The following is a 17,907-nucleotide window of genomic DNA, read 5'->3' as shown; positions in this document are numbered from 1 at the left end:
CCTCGAACCGCTTCCACGAGAGAACGCCCTCCCGCCCGGTGAACCACCGGGCGGCGCACCGCGCGCGGTCCCGGGGGTGACGCCGTGAGCCGCTTCGACCGCCCCTTCCGGTTCGTCACCGAACACAACCTGGTCGTGCTCCTGCTCATGCTGCTGGTGACCGGCGGCGTCGTCGCCGGAATCAGTCAGTTGGAGACCCAGAGCCAGATGAACGGCTCCAGCGCGGTGGGCGACACGGAGGTCGCACAGAAACTCGACTACATCCGGGCGAACTACGGGACGAACGACAGCGAGTCGAACGCCACGACAGTCAGTCCCGCGCCCGTCTACGTCCGCAGCGACGACAACGCCCTCTCGAAGGCCGCACTGCTGGACTCGCTGTCGTTCCAGCAGCGCGCGCTCGACAACGAATCGGTCGCCGCGGCCCTCGGCGACCGCGAGCCGTTCGGCGTCTCGAACCTGGTCGCCGCGCGACTGGCGGGGAGTTCCGACGCGAGCCTCGCCGACCAGGTCGCCGCGCTCGAATCGGCGAGCGCGAGCGAGGTCGAACGGGCCGTCGAGGCGACGCTCACCGAGGGCGCCTCGGCGGTCGCGTTGCTCCCCAGGGACTACGGGCCGGGGACGGCGACCGCCGAGAGCCGGCGGATGCTGTTCAGATTCGAGAGCGCCGACGCCGGCGACACCGCGGCCGAGCGGCGCACCGCCGCGACCGCGGCGCTGTACGAGGCGACCCAGGACCGCTCGGGTCCGGAGTACTTCACGCTCGGCGAGCACGCGGTCGCCGAGTCCAACGCCAACTACAGCCAGCAGATGATCGAGCTGATCCTCCCGGTCGCACTGTTGGCCATCCTCGGCGTGCTCGCCTTCTCCTACCGTGACCTGGTGGACGTGATAGTCGGGTTCACCGGCGTCGTCCTGTCTGTGCTGTGGATGTTCGGCATCCTCGGCTGGATGGGGATCCCCGCCGGGTTCACGCTCATTATCGGTCCCGTCCTCATCGTCGGCCTCAGCGTCGACTACGGGCTGCACGTGTTCATGCGCTACCGTGAGGAGCGCGGCGAGGCCGACGATATCCGCGAGCCGATGGCCCGCGGGCTCTCCTCGGTCGCGGTCGCGCTCGGGCTGGTGACGCTGACCGCCGCGGTCGGGTTCATGTCGAACGTCACCAACGAGTTCGCGCTCATCAGGGACCTCTCGGTCGGGATCACGCTGGGCGTCGTCTCGACGTTCGTCGTCTCGCTGACGCTCGTCCCGGCGCTGAAGGTGACTGCCGACCGCCTGCTCGAGCGCGTCGGTCTCGACCGCCGCAAGCAGCCCCTCGGCGAGACGCGCCTGCTCGAACCGTTCCTCGGGAGCGGCGTCCGCATCGCCAAACGGGCCGCGCCCGTCGTGATCGTCCTCGCGCTGGTCGCCGGGTCCGCCGGCGCCGTCGCCTGGACGGACCTGGACCGCCAATCGGTCCAGCAGAACCAGGACGACATCGCCGACTGGAAGCAGGATCTGCCCGGCCCGCTGGGCTGGGAGACGAGCGAGTTCGATAGCCTCGCCGACTACGTCGACGACAACTACCGCGCCGCCGACGAGGACGCGCGGAGCCGCTCACAGGTGCTGCTGGAGGGAGACGTGACCTCGCCGGCCGCACTCGCCGCGGTGGAGACAGTCCACGACCGCGCGGGCGAGGAGCGCGCCGTCTTCCAGCGGTCGGGTTCGGTCCCGCTGCGGTCGCCGCTGTCGGTCATGGAGTCGGTCGCTGCCGGGGACGACGAGTTCGGGGCGACGCTCGCCGAGGCCGACACCGACGGCGACGGCGTCCCGGACCGGAACGTCGCCGGCGTCTACGACGCGCTGTACGCCGCCGCGCCGGAGCAGGCGAGTCGAGTGGTCGAACGGACTGATGGTGAGTACCGCTCGCTGCGCGTCGTGGTCCCGATCGCCGGGAGCGCGACCATCGCCGAGCAGGCCGACGCCATGGGGGCCGTCGCCGGCGACGTGAGCGCCGACGGTGTCGACGCCATCGCGGTCGGCACCGGGACGCTCAACGAGGCCGAGCTGTCCCAGACCACCGACAGCATCCTGACGACGCTGCTCGTCGCGCTCGCGGCCGTCGGCGTCCTGCTGACGCTCGTCTACCGGGTCGCCACCGGGAGCGCGACCCTCGGCGCGGTCACGGCTGTCCCCATCGTCCTCGTGACCGCGCTGGTCGTCGGCGCGATGTACCTGCTCGCGATCCCGCTGACGCTGCTGACTTCGCTGTTGCTCAGCCTCGTCATCGGGCTCGGCATCGACTACAACATCCACGTCAGCGACCGGTTCGCCCAGGAACTGGAACGCGGCCAGACCGTGACGGGCGCGCTGCGGACGGCGGTCACCGGCACCGGCGGCGCGCTGTTGGGTAGCACGCTCACCTCCGTCGGGGCCTTCAGCGCGCTCCTGCTCCACCCGCACCCGCAGATCACGAGCTTCGGGGCGCTCGTCGTCGTCGCCCTCTCGCTGTCGTTCGTCGTCGCCGTGTTCGTTCTGCCCAGCCTGCTGCTGGTGTGGGCCGACTACGGCAGCGTCGACGCCGTCCGCAGCGAGTCGGCCGCACACGGGGGGGGCGATGGCGCAGGACTGACCGGGCGCCTTCCCGGACTATCGGGCCGTTCGCTCCCGTTCAGTCCCGGCGCAGGCGCGCGACCGCACCGGCGACCAGCGCGGCCACTGCGCCGGCTGCGAGGACGGTTCTGAGCGGCGACGGCCCGGAGCCCGAGGTGGGCGTCCCGAGTACGCTGTCGCCGTTCGAGCCCGATTCGGTGTCGGCGCCGTCGCTGCCGTCGGTATCGTCACCGTCGGTGCCGTCGGCCCCATCGCCGCCGGGCGACGCGCCGTCAGCGCCGTCGGCCTCGGTCGCGGTCGGCGACGCGGCGACGGCGTCCATGTCCTCCTCGGGGATCAGCCGCGTGCTCTCGAACCCGGTGAGGTAGTCGTAGCAGGCCTCGATGTCGGCGGTGTCGAAGTCGGCACCGCCGGTCGATTGGACGGCCCCGCCCGCGCCGGCGTCGGCCATCGTCGGCCCGCTCGACTCGTCGCCCGTGCCGACCCGCTCCACGTCGTAGGGCTGGTACGGCGAGTACACTTCCCAGACCACCTCGCCGTCGGGCGTCACCTCGACGATACGGTGGGCCCGCCGGTCGGCGATCAGCGTGTTGCCGTTGGGCAGTCGGTCGGCGTCGCGGGGCTCGTTCAGCCGCCCGCCCCGCAGGACCCACGTCCGGTTCCACGAGTCGCCCTCGCGCTCGTACTCGACGACGCGGTCGTTGAGGCTGTCGGCGACGAGGACAGTCGCCGACCCGTCCTCGCTTTCGAGGTAGTCGGGGTTGTGTTGCTCGTGGAGGATCGTCGTGTTGTCGTCCTCGCCGAGTTCCCAGACGACGTCCTTCGTCTCGCGGTCGATGGCGACCACCTTGTCGAAGTTGCGGACCGAGACCATGATCACGCCGTCGCGGATCTGCTCGACGTCGTTGTTGTGAGTCCAGTCGCCGCCGAACTCGCCGCCGCCCGACTGCGGGTAGTGCTCGCTGTCGTTGGCGAAGTAGTACTCCCAGGTGACCGCCTCCTGGGTGAGGTTGTAGATCAGGACGCGGTCCTCGCCGTCCTGGCTCATGTCGTTCATGAGCAGTTCGTCGCCGTTGATCAGGTCGACGTCGTGGGTGTCGAAGGCGTTCTCGAAGCGGCGCTCGGAGCGGTGTTCGCCCGTCGCGGGGTCGATCTCTTCGATCAGCGTGTCGCGGTTGTCGGTCGTCGACTGGAGGACGTTGCCGTTGTCGAGCACGTCGATGTCGTAGCTCCACCAGCGGCCGGCGTCGCTGTCGTTGTGGACGCCGACGATCGACCCGTTCGGTCGGGCGCCGACGACCATCGCCGAGGTCTTGTCGCCGCCGCGGGCGCCCTGGATCGAGAACAGGGTCGTGCGGTCGGGCGTTCGTTCCATCGTGCCGACACAGGGGTTCGACGCCTGCTGGAGGTCGGTCGCCCCGACGGCGACGCCGGGCGCGGCGCCCGCGCCGAAACGGTCGCCGGTGCCCGCGACGCCGCCCGTGGCGCCGGCGACCGGGACCGCCAACAGGAGCGCGACCAACAGGATAGAGAGGACGGTTCTGCGCATCTGCCACGAGTATCGACCGAGGCCGTTAACTCGGTTACGACTCCTGGCGGACCGCCACCGACGGTGACCCGCGGTACCGCTACGGCGGTCCGCGCCACCGCTGCGGCGGCCTCGATACCGTTACCGCGACCCACCGTAGAACTCGACCAGCCGTCGCGTGTGCGGATGACTCGGCTCGTCGAGCAGCCGCTCGGTCGGTCCGGCTTCGACGACGTGGCCGTCGTGCAGCACCGCCAGCCGGTCCGCGAGCGCCGCCAGCGCCGGCAGTTCGGCCCCGAGCGCGACGACCGTCGGAGACTCGGGTCCGTCCCCGTCGGCACCGCCCGTGTCGGTGCCGAGTCCGACCGCCGATTCGAACCTGTCGAGGCGGTCGCCGCGAACGAGGTGGCCGACCGCGGCCCGACAGTCGTCGACGACCAGCACTGCGGGGCCGGCCAGCGCCGCGCGGGCGAGGGCCGCGAGTTGAGTCGCGGCGGCGTTGAGCTGCCGGGGGCGCGCGTCGAGCACGCGGTCGGCGTCCAGCCCGAGCGCCGAGAGCAGTCGCTCCGCCCGGGCTTCGTCCGTTCCGGTCGCCCGGAGGGCCGGCTGGAACTGCCCGCGGTCCGTCGACGTGGAGTCGAACCCGCCGGCGTCGCCGGTGGCGACCGCGACCGTTTCGCGGCGGAACCGCTCGCGCTCGTCGTCGGCGAGGTCGAAGACCGAGACGGGGTCGCCGTCGACGGGGCGGTAGCTGACCGACCCGGAGACCTGCGCGGGGGCCGAGAGCCCGGCGACCAGCGACCGCGCCAGCGTCGTCTTCCCGCTCGCGCCCTCGCCGAGGACCGCCAGTCGCTCGCCCCGTGCGACCGAGAGGTCGAGTCGGTCGAGTACCTCGTCGCTCCCGTACGCGACCGAGAGGCGTTCGACGGTGAGGACCGAGTCGTCCGGGTCGTCGCGGGGCGCGTCGACTGGCGGGGTGGCCATCGTGGCGCGACGTTCGGGTCTCTGCCATCTATGGCTTCCGGCAGTTCCTCGAAGCGTCACGCCTATACTCGACGGTGGGGAATCGCGGGTATGTGCAGGCTGGGGCGGCTGTTCGGCGGCGACGAGTCGGCCAGCGGGGACGATCCGAGCGACGGGAACGGCGCGGGCCCGACCGGGACCGCCCGCGACGCTCGCGGGCACGACCAGCCGCGGGTGGGGCTGTTCGTCGACGGGCCGAACGTCCTGCGCGACGAGTTCGACGTCGACCTCGACGACGTGCGGGCCGCCGCCGAGCGCTACGGCCACCTCGCATTCGGCAGACTCTATCTCAACGAGAACGCGCCGGCGGGGCTGATCCAGGCCGCCGAGGCGCGGGGGTTCGAGGTCGTCTCGACCAGCGGTGACGTGGACGTGAAACTCGGCGTCGACGCGACGGCGGCGACCGTCGAGGAGGCCATCGACGTGCTCGTCGTCGCCTCCCGCGACACGGACTTCAAGCCGGTGCTGGAGGCGGCTGCCGAGCGCGGGCTGGCGACCATCGCCGTCGCGCCCGGCGAGCACGGTCGCTCGGACGCGCTCCGCAACACCGCCCACGAGTCGATCACGCTGGAGTAGGGCCTCGCCCGGTGCGACCCGACCTGGTCCCGCCCGACTGTCCCCGCTCCGCGGCCGCCGGTGGCACGGTCAAGAGTTAACTCCGCCGGCACGGATCGGTCGGTATGCGCAGGATCGACGGTCGGAAGCTCGCGGTCGGGTTGGTCGTGGCGCTACTGGTCGGACTCCTCCTGGGATACGGCCTCGCGGTAGTGCTCTGAGGCGGGCGGCCGCCGCGCGTTCAGCCCGTGATAATCGGGGGCGAGTCTTTAACCGGGCGAACGGGAATCGTCGGACATGCTCCGGATCGACGGGCGGGTGATCGCCGCGTCCGTGCTCGGCGTGTTCCTCGTCGGCGCCCTCCTCGGGTTCGTCGTCGGCGGCGGGAGCGGCACGCCAGGTGGCCCGGCGACGCCTACCGACGCCCGCCCGGGTGCCGCGCCGACTCCGACCCCCACGCCCTCGCCCGTTCCGACGGCGACGCTCACCGCGACCGGCACGCCGGCGCCCGCGGGGACCGAGTTCGGGACGCTGACGCCCACGCAGACAGCTACTCGGACGGCGGCGGTTCCGAGGCCGACGGCGACCGCCGCTCCGACCCCACCGCCCGAGCCGACGCCCGTCCAGACGCGGACGCCGATGCTGATCCGCCGATTCGACACAGAGGCGATCGAGAACGAACTCCGGCGACTGATCAACGACTGGCGCGACGACCGGGGGCTCGACCCGTTCGCCAATCCCGACGGGACAGTCGTGCGGAAACTCGACCGGATGGCCGCGGCCCACAGCGTCGACATGGCCGACGTCGGCGAGACGATCCACCGGATCGACGACCGCTCCAGCGCGCAGCGCTATCGCGCCGCCGAGCTCTTCGAGACCTGCCAGTTCAAGAAGCGCGGCGCCCAGTACATCGTGACGCCGACCCGCAACCGCCTGGAGGTCCTGGGCAAGACCTACGCCGGGACGACCTACCGCGGGCCGAACGGCACCCGCTACAACGAAGACGAGTCGGCGGTCGCCCGCGCCGTCTTCGAGAACTGGCGGACCAACTCGGTGTTCCGCGAGCGCCTCGCCTACGCCAACGCCACCCGGATCGGCATCGGTATCGAGACTACCGAGGACAACGAGGTGTACGTGACCGGCAACGTCTGCGGGGTCTACGGGTCGGACTGACGGCGCGGCGCCCGCGGACTGACGCGGCGGCGACCGCGGACCGCCGACGCGACGACAGCGATCGGTTTTTTCGAGCGCGCGCCGGAGACACGGATATGAACGCCGAGATCGACGGCCCCGTCCTCGACGACCACATGCACCTAGACCCCGTCCACGGCCGCGGCGTCGAGGCCGCCCGGGAGTTCGCCGACAGCGGCGGCACGCACCTGCTCGTCGTCAACAAACCGTCCTGGCACCTCCTCGATTCGCTGCCCGAGGACGCCGACGACTTCCGCGAGATGTTCGACCTCACCGTCGACGTCGTCGAGCGAGCGAGCGACGAACTCCCGGGGCGGGCCTGGCCGGTGCTGGGCGTCCACCCCGGCCTGGTCTCGCAACTGGTCGACGACGGGATGGACCCCGACTCCGCCCGGGACCTGATGCAGACGGGGCTCGACACCGCCGCGGAGTACGTCGCCGACGGGCCGGCGCTGGCGCTGAAGTCCGGCCGTCCCCACTACGACGTGTCCGACGCCGTCTGGGCGGCCTCCAACGACGTGATGAAACGCGGGTTCGAGCTGGCCGCCGAGACGGGCTGTGCCATCCAGTTGCACGCCGAAAGTAGCGAGGACTTCACAGAGGTCGCCGAGTGGGCCGAAACTCGGGGGCTCGACCCGGAGCGCGTCGTCAAGCACTACTCGGGCGGTCGGCTGGAGGGTATCACCAAGAGCGTCATCTCGCACAAGGACGAGCTGGAGCTCGCGGTCGACGAGGACGAACCGTTCATGATGGAGACGGACTTCATCGACGACCCCGAGCGGCCGGGCGCGGTGCTGGGCGTCGGGACGGTCCCCTCGCGGGTGCGCTGGCTGCGCGAACAGGGGTACGACGAGGCGATCGAGCGCGCGCACGTCGACACGCCCGCGGCGGTCTACGGCATCGACACCGAAGCGACGCTGGAGTAGGCGGACCGTCTCACAGCAGGTTCAGCCACTGCTGGCCCGCCATCCACAGGAAGAGAGCGCCGCCCGCGAGGAATATCGCGAACGTGTATCGGGCAATGGTCACCCGCCAGTCGGTCGGTTCGACGTCGTTCCACGACCGGGTGCTCCCGACGGCGTCGAGGCGCTCGCGCCACAGCGCGACCGTGTACGGCTGGAGTACGCCGAACAGGCCGACCGCGAAGAGTACGGCACCGACCAGCGTGGCGCTGGCCGCCGCGGCGACAGTCATCCGGGCACCGGTTCGTTTCGCCGTCCGGTCGACTCCCGAGTCCGCGGACGCTCACCCGTGGACCGACAGATTCGCTGTCGCATACGTTACGCTCCGCCGCTGACACGATAACTGCATCGGGTTCGCGAGGGACCGGTTGGAGTCGACATTTACGGTTCCCGGGGCGAAACAGCCGGTATGGACCAGCGCTGTCCCGACTGCGGCGTGTCGATGGAGGAAGTCGAGTTCGGTATGAGCGACGCCTGGAACCCCCACATCAGGACCGGCGAGAAGCGCAAGGGGTTGCTCGGGAAGCTCGGCATGGGCGAGACCGAGGACGTGACGACACTGCTGTGTCCCGAGTGCGGCCTGTTGCGGTTCTACGCCGACATCGAGGACGAGACGGAGAGCTACTGAGAGGACTCCGGAGCAGTGGCGGTGTGATCGCGGTGTCGCGGCGGTGTGATCACGGTTTCGTGGCCGTGTGACCGCGGTGTGGTTGCGGCGGCCGGGAGCGCGTGCCCGCGCGACGGCGCGGGCCGCGCGAGCCGGGGAAGGGCAGGCTCGCCGAAGCGGTGGATTCGCCTCTATCCGGCGCCAGCGGCGCCGGTTCACCGAACGCGAGCGAACGGAGTGAGCGAGTCGTTCGGCTTTTTTCGCCCACGTTTTTTGGCCGGGGGTGCCCGCAGCGCGCCTTTGGCGCGCGAGGACGCCCCCGGCGAAAAAAGGTGGGTCGAAAGCCATATGACCGGAGCGACGAACGACGTTGTATGAGCAATCAGCCGGGGGAGTACTACACGCCCGAACGCTGGCAGAACTGGCTGGACAGGATCGACGAGGAGGACCTCGAACCGGAGGACGACGACACGGCGCAACTGCTCTGGAACATGCAGGACGACACGGCCATCGCCGTCGTCAAGGTCGTCTCCGACTTCGAGGAGGGCGTCCTCGACGAGGAGGAGGCCCTCTCGGAGATCGAGGACATGCGCGAGGTCGTCCTCGCCGAGCCCGAGTTCGACGACGAACAGGCGCTGATGCTCGTCGACAGCGTCCAGACCTCCCTCGTCTGCGTCTTTTACGCCGCCGAGGAGTTCGTCGTCGGCGGCACCGCCGAGGACGCGCCCATCGGCGAGTACGTCGGCGCCGCGGCCGACGCCGAGGCCGAGGAGGACCTGGACACCGCGCTGTCGTACTGCGTCCAGGCGGGGACGCTCGTCATCGACGGCGCCGAGTTCGACCCGTCGATGGCCGAGGAGATCGAACCCGGCCTCGTCGTCCAGTGGGTCAACGGCCTCGATAGCCTCCAGACCGCGATGAAAGACCCCGAAGTCGTCGAAGAGGAAGACGCGTAGTCGTTCCCCAGGCGGTGTCGTCCCCGCCGTCGCGGCCCGCGCGGCCGCCGTCGGCAGCCCCCGGCGCGAGCGTGCGGTCGTTATCAGGGTGGAAAATCGGGGACACAGGTTTTTGCACGGTGGGAGGGTAGTCCGGCGACATGGAGCCGTGGGACGACAGAGGACAGTCCATCCAGATCGGGGCCGTCCTGATCTTCGCGGCGCTGATCCTCCTGTTGTCGCTTTACCAGGCGACGATCGTCCCACAGCAGAACGAACAGGTCGAGTTCGACCACAACCAGCAGGTCCGGGGCGACCTGCTGGATCTGCGCAACGCCGTCACGTCGATGTTCGGCGAGTCGGCGAGTCGGTCGGTGTCGATCCAGCTGGGGACGACCTATCCCTCGCGGGTGCTGGCGGTGAACCCACCGCCGGTGTCGGGGTTGCTTCGGACGGTCGGGACCGCCGACGGGAGCGTGTACTTCGGGCTAGCCAACGCCGTAGCACTAGACAGCGAGACCGACGACTTCTGGAACGGAACCGGTCCGATCCGCGAGTATTCGACGGGCGCAGTCGTCTACCGGCCCAGCTACAACGAGTACGGTCAGCCGCCGCGGACGGTGTACGATTCGACGGTGCTGTACGACGACTTCACCTTTGAGGAGGCGACGATCACGCGGAGCGAACAGGCGCTCGTCTCCGGGTCGACCATCTCGCTGGTAGCGCTGAACGGGTCGCTTCAGCGGTCGGCGTCCGGTGCGACGGCCGTCGACGTGCGGTCAGTGAACGCGTCCAGTACGACGGTGTCGGTGAAAAACAAGACCAACGGCCCGCTCACGATCCAGTTCTCGACCCGGCTGTCTCGGTCGACGTGGGAGGGACTGCTCGAAGACGAGTCGAACTTCATCCGCGTGCGGTCGGTGGGAACAGGTCCCGGTGAGTTCGAGACGCTGGCGATTGACCTGAAACCCGGCACCTACGATCTGCGGATGGCGAAGGTTGGGGTCGGGACGCGAGTGACCGGAACGGACCCCGCGTACATGACCGACGTGGCCGCGGACGGGTCGACGGTCCCGGAGGATGGTTCGGTCCGGCTGACCGTCGAAGTACGGGACGAGTACAACAACCCCGTCGCGGGCGTCGACGTGACCGGCTCACCGTCGGACGGCACCCTCGCAGAGACCGAACTGACGACCGGCGGCGACGGGCGGGTGTCGTTCGTCTACGAGGCGCCCGGGAACGTCGGCTCGACGATGGACGTGCCCGTCGAGTTCAGCTTCAGGGCCGGCCCGACTACGCCGTTCGACCCCGACGACCCGGAGGACATCGAGGCCGTCGTCTCGGTGCAGAACACGCAGGGCTCCGGGCCGTCGGGCGGCGGCTCGGCACCGTATTCGGTGACGTGGGACTCGCCGACCGCTTCGGAGGGCGGCACGTACCTCTCCTCGTGCGACGACGCCGACTGCACGTGGGACGTGGGGAGCGACGGCGACGACACGCTCGATCTCTCGGCGGTCGTCGCGGACGCAATCGACGGCACTGCCGTCGAGGGTGCGGACGTGGACTTCGCGGTCAACGATAGCAGCGTCGCGACGCTCACCTCGGCGGCGACCGAGTCCGACACCTCGGACGGGTCCGGGTCGGTCGAGACGACCCTGACGGCGGGCGATTCGGGGACTGTCCGCGTCTACGCCGTCTCCGGCGGCGCGAGCGACACGCTCAACGTCACGATCCCGAACCGGCCTCCGAGCGCCGCGTTCACGGTCTCTCCGACCAGCCCCGCGGACGGCGAACAGGTTACGTTCGACGCGAGCGGGTCCAGCGACCCCGACGGGTCGATCGCGAGCTACGAGTGGGACTTCGGAGACGGGTCCACTGCGTCGGGCGAATCCGTGACCCACAGCTACGGTAGCACCGGGACGTACACGGCGACGCTGACGCTCACCGACGACAGCGGCGCGACGAGCGTACTGGAGCGTGACATCACGGTCGGACCAGGCGACACCACGGCGCCGTCGATCGCCTCGGCGACGCTCCCGGGGACACCGATAGACGACACCGAGGCGAACAACAACGTCCAGCGGACGCTCACGCTCACCTTCGACGAGGCGATGGACCAGAGCGTCGCCCCCGCGGTCTCGTTCACGAACGTCGGCGCCTCGTCGGTGACCGCCGGGAGCGGGACGTGGGTCGACTCGACGACCTACGAGGTCCCGCTGACGTTCTCCGACAACGACGTCGACGAGACGGTCGACGTGGGAGTGTCGAACGCTCGGGACACCGCGGGCAACGAGATGGCGGCGGAGACGGCACTGTCGTTCGTCATCGACACGCAGGCGCCGGGCGACCCCAACGGCGTGCGGATCGAACCCGACACGATCAACACCGGCAACGATGGCAGCGTCGACGTGGTTGTCGTGAATCCGGACACGGTCCGCGGCGACGAGACGGCCGTGGTCACGCTCGAAGACGAGGACGGCGCGACGGTGACCGCGAGCGCGCCCATCACGACGGGCGCCGGCGCGGAAACGACGGTCACCGTCGACGCGTCGTCGCTGGCCGACGGCACGGTCACCCCGACGGCGTACGTCAGAGACGACGTGGGCAACACCGGCGGCTCGGTGTCCAACGATGCCACCGAGAAGGAAACGACGGTCCCGTCGATCACTGGCTTCGACGCCGCGAACACCGGTGGGAACGTGATCGACGTCTCCTTCGACTCCGACGAGGACCTCGACACCATCGCCGTCGAGATCACCGACAGCGACGGGACGGTGGTGGCGACGCTCACCGAGAGCGACTTCGCCGGGAGCGGGGCTGGCACCTACAGTGCGTCGTACACCGCGAGCGACGGCGGTTCGTATACGGCGACGCTCACGACCGCCGAGGACGCCGCCGGCAACGACGGTGCGACCGGGCAGAGCGACTCAGTCACGATCTCGGCGTTCCAGGGGATCGTGGACGACTTCGAGGACAGCGCGGATCTATCGGGCACCGCCAACTGGTCGCGGGTGAACGCCGATGCGAGCACGGTCTTCGTCGACGACGACGCCGGGACCGCGAACTCGGGGACGCGAGCGGTCCACATCGCGGACATCGTCTCGAACGGCGGGATCGTCTCGAAGACGCTGGACACGACCGCGCTGTCGGACGTGACGGTGAGCGCGGCGGTGCGGCAGGGCGACCCGGACGGCGACACGCCGAACGCGGGCGAGGACCTGCTCTTCCAGTACCGGGACGCGAACGGAAACTGGGTGACGAGCGAGACTGTGACGGCCACGAACAGTCTCGAAGACTACCAGCGATACGCGTTCACGATCGACGACGCCGGCGCCCTCCACTCGAACTTCGCCGTCAGGGTCGTCCAGGAATCGACGAACGGGTTTGAGGACTCCTGGTTCGTCGACGACGTCTGCGTCGTGGCCGCGAGCGGGGACTGCCCGTTCGGCGGGTCGGCCTCCGGGTCGCTCGCCTACAACGACGACGCGGAGGCGGTCGACGGACCGGACGGCGACGCGACCGCCGGTGGGGTGGAGTTCTCGCTCGCCAACCAGTACGGAGACGACGTCGAGGTCCAGTCGGTCACCGTCGACTACCCGGGTGCGAACGCGCGACTCAACGACGACGTGACGCCGAACGACGAGCCGCAGCGGACCGAGGTATACGTGGCCGGAGCTACCAGCGACGGCTGGGTCGACGTCGACGGAGGCGTGGATCTGCCGGCCGCGTTCGACATGGACGCCGACGGGTTCAGCAACAACGGCAACCCTGTGACCTCCGGCGGGTCGTCGTTCTCGGTCTATCTGTACGAGTTCGTCGACGGTGGGGGCAACAGGCTGGACATGGATGGCGAGACGATCACGGTCGAGGTAACGTATTCGGTCGGCGGGGGAGCGAGCCAGACGGAGTCGTACACGATCACCGTCGGCGGGGGCGGCGGGAACTCACCCCCGCTCGTGCAGAGCGGGATCCGGTACGACGGCGGTCTCACGACGACCACCAGTGACAGCGCCGTGCAGTTCGACGTTACGAACGTCGACAGTTCGGACGCACGAGTCCTGGCCGTTTCGGTCACCGCAGGCAACGGTGTGGGCCAGCGCGTCTACAACGACGAGCCGGACGAGATCAACATCCCCGGTTCCCCGGACGGATACGAAGACGTGGACGGGAACCCGACGGCCAACTCGCTCACCGCCGACGGGAGCCGGATCGCGCTCGACCAGACCGCCGTGATCGGACCGTCGACCGGCTCGTCGGTATTCATCGGACAGTTCGGGACGACCTCCGGGAACTCGCACACCCAGTACGACTTCACCGGTCTGACGAGAGTCACGTCTTCCGACAGCTGGGACGTTCGGGTCGTACTCGAGCTCCAGGGGCGACAGGATGTCACCTTCTACTTCCGAGAGTCGTAGTCGGTCGTCCTCGTTCGCGTTCGAGCGAACACTCCCCGATACCTGTATCGACGAGTGTCGATACCCTAGTCGACAGGCACTTGTAGGAGTCTCACGGAGTTCGAGATATGACATCGGTCGGTATCGACGCGGTGGAGATCCGGACGGGGAAGCTCAGGCTGGACCTGCCGGAGACGTTCGCGCCGGCGCAGGACAAGGACCCGGGCTACTATACGAAGGGGCTCGGCCTCACGGCGAGTTCGTTCCCGGACGTCTACGAGGACATCGTCACGATGGGGGCCAACGCCGCCCACGCGCTGATGGAGCGCAAAGACCTCGAACCCGAGGATATCGGCCGCATCGACGTGGCCACCGAGTCGGCGTTCGACAACTCCAAGCCCGTCTCTACCTACATCGCGGGCTGTCTCGAACAGGTCTACGACGGTGACTTCCACCACGCTAACAAGGGCGAACGCAAGTTCGCCTGTATCTCGGGGACACAGAGCCTCGACGACGCGTACAACTGGATCCGCGCGGGTCGCAACCGCGGCCGCTCGGCGCTCGTGATCACGACCGACACGGCGCTGTACGCCCGGAACGACCCCGGCGAGGCCACGCAAGGTGCGGGCGCGGTCGCGCTGCTGGTCAGCGAGGACCCCGACGTGGTCGAACTCTCGACCGAGCAGGGCTACGGCAGCGCCGACGAGACCGACTTCCTCAAACCCCAGCAGCAGTTCCCGAGCGTCGACGGCAAGCGATCCGTGCAGGTGTACCTCGCGCGGATGCGCGAGGCCGTCACCGACTTCGAGTCGGTCGCGGGGAAGATCCACCCCGACGACGCGGCGCTGCTCCCCTTCCACACGCCGTACCCCGGAATGGTCCGCAAGGCCGCCGCGCTCGCGTTCCGGCACGTCAGCCGCGACACGGAGATCGAGGAGGAACTCGCCGCCGAGATCGGCCGCCAGCCCCGCCGCGAGGCGTTCGACAGCGAGGAGGCGTTCCGCGAGGCCGCCGCCGACTACACCGACGATCTGACCGACACCGACACCTACCGCGAGTGGTACGCCGAGACCGTCGATCCCACCCTGACCATCTCCCGCGAGGTCGGCAACTGGTACACCGGCTCGGTCCACGTGGCCCGCCTCTCCGGGCTGAAAGCCGCCTACGAGGACGACATCGACATGACCGGCGAGACACTGCTCGTCGGTTCCTACGGCTCGGGCGCCCAGGCGGAGATCCACGCCGAGACCGTCCAGTCGGGCTGGGCCGACGAGATCGAAGCCATCGACGTCGACGAGCAGCTGGCGGCCCGCTACGAGCTGACCTTCGAGGAGTACGAGGACGTGCACGACGTACACAACCACGACGAGGACGCCGGCGTCGCCGACGTGGACCAGTTCACCGCCCCCGAAGCCGAGTTCGTCTTCGACGGCTGGGGCCGGATGGGCGAGCGCAAGTACACCTACGTCGAGTAACGACAGAGGCGGCGGGGTCGGCCGCGCTCGACGACCCCGGTTCCCCGCAGTTTGATAGTGGTCAGGCCGAAACGGATAGCCGTGAGTAACTGGCTGTTTCCGGACCGCGACGAGCCCACCGGCCCGGGGGACGACGCGGTCGACCCGACCGACCCGGAGGTGGACCCCGCGGAGACGGACCTGGACCCGGATTCGGTCGACGTCGATCCCCTCGACGCAGAGGCCGTCGACCCGGGGACCAGCGTTCTGGTCGCCGGGCCGCCGATGACCGGCAAGCGGCGGGTGTTGTTCGACCTCGTCGGCGGCTCGGAGAGCCGGACGGGCGCGTTCGTCACGACGAAGAAACCGGCGCGGAAGATGGCTACCTGGTTCGCCGCGACGCGGCCCGACCCCGACGAGTGGCGACTGTCGTTCGTCGACTGTACCGGGAGCGCGGGCCGCGAGCGTCGGACCCGGACGCGGGAGATCGAGGACCTGCGCGTCGTCTCCAGCCCCGGCGACCTCACCGGCGTCGGCATCGAACTGACCGGAATCCTCCGCGAGTGGCACCACGACGCGGTGGCGGACCCGCGGGTCGGCTTGCACTCGCTGTCGACGCTGCTGATGTACACGGACGTGAAGCGCGTCTACCAGTTCCTCCACGTCGTGACCACGCGCGTCGCCAGCGTCGACGGCGTCGGAGTCTTCACCCTCGACGTGAGCCCCGGCGGGTCGACCCACGACGCGCTCAAACAGCTATTCGACGCCCTGGTCGAGGTCCGCCCCGGCGACGACGGCTCGGAGTTCCGCGTGCGCGGCGGCGACTTCGGTCCGCGCTCGTGGACTGAGTTTTAGATCGGTTCTCGGTTGGTGGATGGTGTGTCCTCTGGTGTTCGTTGTGTCGTCACTGCTCGCTTATCGGTGGGTCCGGGTCACGAGTCGCGGAATGGAGTTGGACGACAGCGGCCGCACTCACCGGGGACAGCACGCGATGGAAGCGCTCGGCGCGCTCGCTCACGAGGACACCAGGACAGCACGACACCGCAGACTGCCACACACCTCCCCAGCCGCTTCTTTCACTCGCTACGCTCGCTCAGTCATCCACTGTCAGAGCACGCTCTGACAAACCTTCGTTCACACGTGCACGAAGACAGCGAGGGACCGGAGGTCCCTCGCTACTCACGAGGAAGACGAGACTCGCGACAGCGCGCGCCACTGCGGTTGGTCAGTCGCTGTTCTGCACTGAGCATCCGGCGCCGAAGGCGCCGGTTCACCGAACTCGCGCTCTGCGCGAGTTCGGCCTTTTTCACCCATGTTTTTGCCGTCCGGGTTCCCGCAGGCGCGCTCCGCGCGCCGAGGAAACCCGGGCGGGAAAAAGATGGTCTCTAGAAGTATTCGTCCACGATCGCGTCCAGCGAGTCGCTCTCGCGGTCGAAGGTGAAGACGAGGCCGGACCACTCGCGGACGGGGAAGTGGGCGACGACGACGGCGTCGTACCAGCGGACGGTGGCGTCGAGGCTGCCGAAGTCGAACAGCGCGCCCTCCTCGGTGGGGTCGCCCAGCCCCTTCATCACGAGGGTCTCGACGCGCTCGTCGAGTTCGGCCGCGCTGAACTGCGCCGCGATGTCGTCGCGGAGGTAGACGACCTCGTGGTCGTCGCCGCCGTAGCGGACCGCCGCGCGGAGCGCGCCCTCGTCGCTCTCCCGGATCCCGTCGACGATCTCCCTGCCCTCGTCGCTGGCGTCGTCGAGGTCGTCCTCGATGTCGTCGAGTTCCTCCGCCGGAGCGTCGGTCATACGACGGGCCACGGCGGCGACGCTGATAAAGACTCCCCGCCGGTTCCGCGCGGTGATAGCCACGTCGACGGTGAGCCCGCCCGCCGGATCGAGACCGAACCACTCAAGCGCGATTCGGCCGACGATTCGCCCACAATGGGCACGCCGCTTCCCTCGCGCGCCGAGCAGACCGAGGAGGTCGTCGAACGGCTCTGGGAGGAGTACCCCGACGCCACCATCTCGCTGAACTTCTCCAACAGACTCGAACTGCTGGTCGCGGTGATGCTGTCGGCGCAGTGTACCGACGAGCGGGTGAACAAGGAGACCGAGGACCTCTTCGAGAAGTACCAGTCCGCCGAAGACTACGCCGAGGCGGACGTCGAGGAACTCTCCGAGGACATCGGCTCGATCACCTATCACAACAGCAAGGCGGACTACCTCAAGACCTCCGGGCAGATCATCGTCGACGAACACGACGGCGAGGTGCCGGACACGATGGAAGAACTGACCGAGCTGAAGGGCGTCGGCCGGAAGACGGCGAACGTCATCCTCCAGCACGGCTACGACCTGGTCGAGGGCATCGTCGTCGACACGCACGTCCAGCGGCTCTCCCGCCGGCTGGGGATCACCGAGGAGGAGCGCCCCGAAGCCATCGAGGAGGACCTGCTGCCGGTCGTCCCGGAAGACGAGTGGAAGTGGTACACGCACCTGCTGATCAGCCACGGGCGGGCGGTGTGTACGGCGCGCAACCCCGACTGTAGCGAGTGCGTCTTGGCGGATATCTGCCCGTCGGCGAAGGGCGACTCGGACGTGGACCTGGCGAGCGGCGAGGCCTGGGACGCCTGATCGGTCGGCGGGTTCGCCGGGGGTTCGTGACGGTGGAGTGGC

14 protein-coding genes are annotated in these 17,907 nt (G+C 69.2%); 10 read left to right on the top strand and 4 right to left on the bottom strand.

Annotated features, from left to right (window positions below):
* The first annotated feature begins 84 nt into the window (after positions 1-84).
* Positions 85-2,727, top strand: a complete 2,643-nt coding sequence (locus C475_RS08220) for an efflux RND transporter permease subunit (RefSeq protein WP_006883349.1) — start codon at positions 85-87, stop codon at positions 2,725-2,727.
* Here C475_RS08220 and C475_RS08215 read toward each other — a convergent pair.
* Complete coding sequence (locus C475_RS08215; RefSeq protein ID WP_006883348.1) at positions 2,654-4,144, bottom strand: aryl-sulfate sulfotransferase; 1,491 nt, start codon at positions 4,142-4,144, stop codon at positions 2,654-2,656. The genes C475_RS08220 and C475_RS08215 overlap by 74 nt on opposite strands.
* Before the next feature lie 120 nt (positions 4,145-4,264).
* Complete coding sequence (locus C475_RS08210) at positions 4,265-5,107, bottom strand: ATP-binding cassette domain-containing protein (protein ID WP_006883347.1); 843 nt, start codon at positions 5,105-5,107, stop codon at positions 4,265-4,267.
* A gap of 90 nt (positions 5,108-5,197) precedes the next feature.
* Between C475_RS08210 and C475_RS08205 the strand changes: the two genes are divergently transcribed.
* The 3 genes from C475_RS08205 (at position 5,198) to C475_RS08195 (ending at position 7,818) form a co-directional block, all read left to right on the top strand.
* Positions 5,198-5,722, top strand: a complete 525-nt coding sequence (locus C475_RS08205; protein WP_006883346.1) for an NYN domain-containing protein — start codon at positions 5,198-5,200, stop codon at positions 5,720-5,722.
* 276 nt (positions 5,723-5,998) lie between these two features.
* Positions 5,999-6,874 (top strand): CAP domain-containing protein, encoded by an 876-nt coding sequence (locus tag C475_RS23045; protein WP_006883345.1) that lies wholly within the window; start codon positions 5,999-6,001, stop codon positions 6,872-6,874.
* 95 nt (positions 6,875-6,969) lie between these two features.
* Positions 6,970-7,818, top strand: a complete 849-nt coding sequence (locus tag C475_RS08195) for a TatD family hydrolase (RefSeq protein WP_006883344.1) — start codon at positions 6,970-6,972, stop codon at positions 7,816-7,818.
* A gap of 10 nt (positions 7,819-7,828) precedes the next feature.
* On the opposite strand, the gene C475_RS24310 is transcribed toward C475_RS08195, so the two are convergent.
* Positions 7,829-8,086, bottom strand: coding sequence for a hypothetical protein (locus tag C475_RS24310; RefSeq protein WP_006883343.1), 258 nt, complete (start codon positions 8,084-8,086; stop codon positions 7,829-7,831).
* Positions 8,087-8,263: 177 nt separating this feature from the next.
* On the opposite strand from C475_RS24310, the gene C475_RS08185 reads away from it, so the two are divergent.
* The 5 genes from C475_RS08185 (at position 8,264) to C475_RS08165 (ending at position 16,099) form a co-directional block, all read left to right on the top strand.
* On the top strand, positions 8,264-8,482 hold the full coding sequence (locus C475_RS08185) for a hypothetical protein (RefSeq protein WP_006883342.1): 219 nt from the start codon (positions 8,264-8,266) through the stop codon (positions 8,480-8,482).
* Between the two features lie 353 nt (positions 8,483-8,835).
* Positions 8,836-9,417 (top strand): DUF2150 family protein, encoded by a 582-nt coding sequence (locus tag C475_RS08180; protein WP_006883341.1) that lies wholly within the window; start codon positions 8,836-8,838, stop codon positions 9,415-9,417.
* Positions 9,418-9,557: 140 nt separating this feature from the next.
* A complete protein-coding gene (locus C475_RS08175; RefSeq protein WP_006883340.1) occupies positions 9,558-13,811 on the top strand; it encodes a PKD domain-containing protein in 4,254 nt (1,417 codons plus the stop codon).
* A gap of 107 nt (positions 13,812-13,918) precedes the next feature.
* Complete coding sequence (hmgB, locus tag C475_RS08170; protein WP_006883339.1) at positions 13,919-15,265, top strand: hydroxymethylglutaryl-CoA synthase; 1,347 nt, start codon at positions 13,919-13,921, stop codon at positions 15,263-15,265.
* A gap of 81 nt (positions 15,266-15,346) precedes the next feature.
* A complete protein-coding gene (locus tag C475_RS08165; protein WP_006883338.1) occupies positions 15,347-16,099 on the top strand; it encodes a DUF7504 family protein in 753 nt (250 codons plus the stop codon).
* Positions 16,100-16,629: 530 nt separating this feature from the next.
* Here the strand turns inward: C475_RS08165 and C475_RS08160 are convergent.
* Entirely contained in the window at positions 16,630-17,040 is a 411-nt protein-coding gene (locus C475_RS08160) for a hypothetical protein (protein WP_006883337.1), read from the bottom strand.
* Positions 17,041-17,175: 135 nt separating this feature from the next.
* On the opposite strand from C475_RS08160, the gene nth reads away from it, so the two are divergent.
* Complete coding sequence (nth, locus tag C475_RS08155; RefSeq protein WP_006883336.1) at positions 17,176-17,865, top strand: endonuclease III; 690 nt, start codon at positions 17,176-17,178, stop codon at positions 17,863-17,865.
* The last annotated feature ends 42 nt before the right edge of the window (positions 17,866-17,907 follow it).

Source organism: Halosimplex carlsbadense 2-9-1, from assembly GCF_000337455.1.
In the GTDB taxonomy this organism is placed as follows: Archaea; Halobacteriota; Halobacteria; order Halobacteriales; family Haloarculaceae; genus Halosimplex; species Halosimplex carlsbadense.
Note: the sequence above shows the minus strand (reverse complement) of the source record. Positions and strands in the feature narration are given on the sequence as shown.

What these genes read in the sequence shown, in the direction of transcription:
- C475_RS08180 (WP_006883341.1), top strand. Translation starts at nt 8,836, where the DNA reads ATGAGCAATCAGCCGGGGGAGTACTACACGCCCGAACGCTGGCAGAAC.
- C475_RS24310 (WP_006883343.1), bottom strand. Translation starts at nt 8,086, where the DNA reads ATGACTGTCGCCGCGGCGGCCAGCGCCACGCTGGTCGGTGCCGTACTC.
- hmgB (WP_006883339.1), top strand. Translation starts at nt 13,919, where the DNA reads ATGACATCGGTCGGTATCGACGCGGTGGAGATCCGGACGGGGAAGCTC.
- C475_RS08205 (WP_006883346.1), top strand. Translation starts at nt 5,198, where the DNA reads ATGTGCAGGCTGGGGCGGCTGTTCGGCGGCGACGAGTCGGCCAGCGGG.
- C475_RS08160 (WP_006883337.1), bottom strand. Translation starts at nt 17,040, where the DNA reads ATGACCGACGCTCCGGCGGAGGAACTCGACGACATCGAGGACGACCTC.
- C475_RS08195 (WP_006883344.1), top strand. Translation starts at nt 6,970, where the DNA reads ATGAACGCCGAGATCGACGGCCCCGTCCTCGACGACCACATGCACCTA.
- C475_RS08175 (WP_006883340.1), top strand. Translation starts at nt 9,558, where the DNA reads ATGGAGCCGTGGGACGACAGAGGACAGTCCATCCAGATCGGGGCCGTC.
- C475_RS08210 (WP_006883347.1), bottom strand. Translation starts at nt 5,107, where the DNA reads ATGGCCACCCCGCCAGTCGACGCGCCCCGCGACGACCCGGACGACTCG.
- C475_RS08185 (WP_006883342.1), top strand. Translation starts at nt 8,264, where the DNA reads ATGGACCAGCGCTGTCCCGACTGCGGCGTGTCGATGGAGGAAGTCGAG.
- C475_RS23045 (WP_006883345.1), top strand. Translation starts at nt 5,999, where the DNA reads ATGCTCCGGATCGACGGGCGGGTGATCGCCGCGTCCGTGCTCGGCGTG.
- C475_RS08215 (WP_006883348.1), bottom strand. Translation starts at nt 4,144, where the DNA reads ATGCGCAGAACCGTCCTCTCTATCCTGTTGGTCGCGCTCCTGTTGGCG.
- nth (WP_006883336.1), top strand. Translation starts at nt 17,176, where the DNA reads ATGGGCACGCCGCTTCCCTCGCGCGCCGAGCAGACCGAGGAGGTCGTC.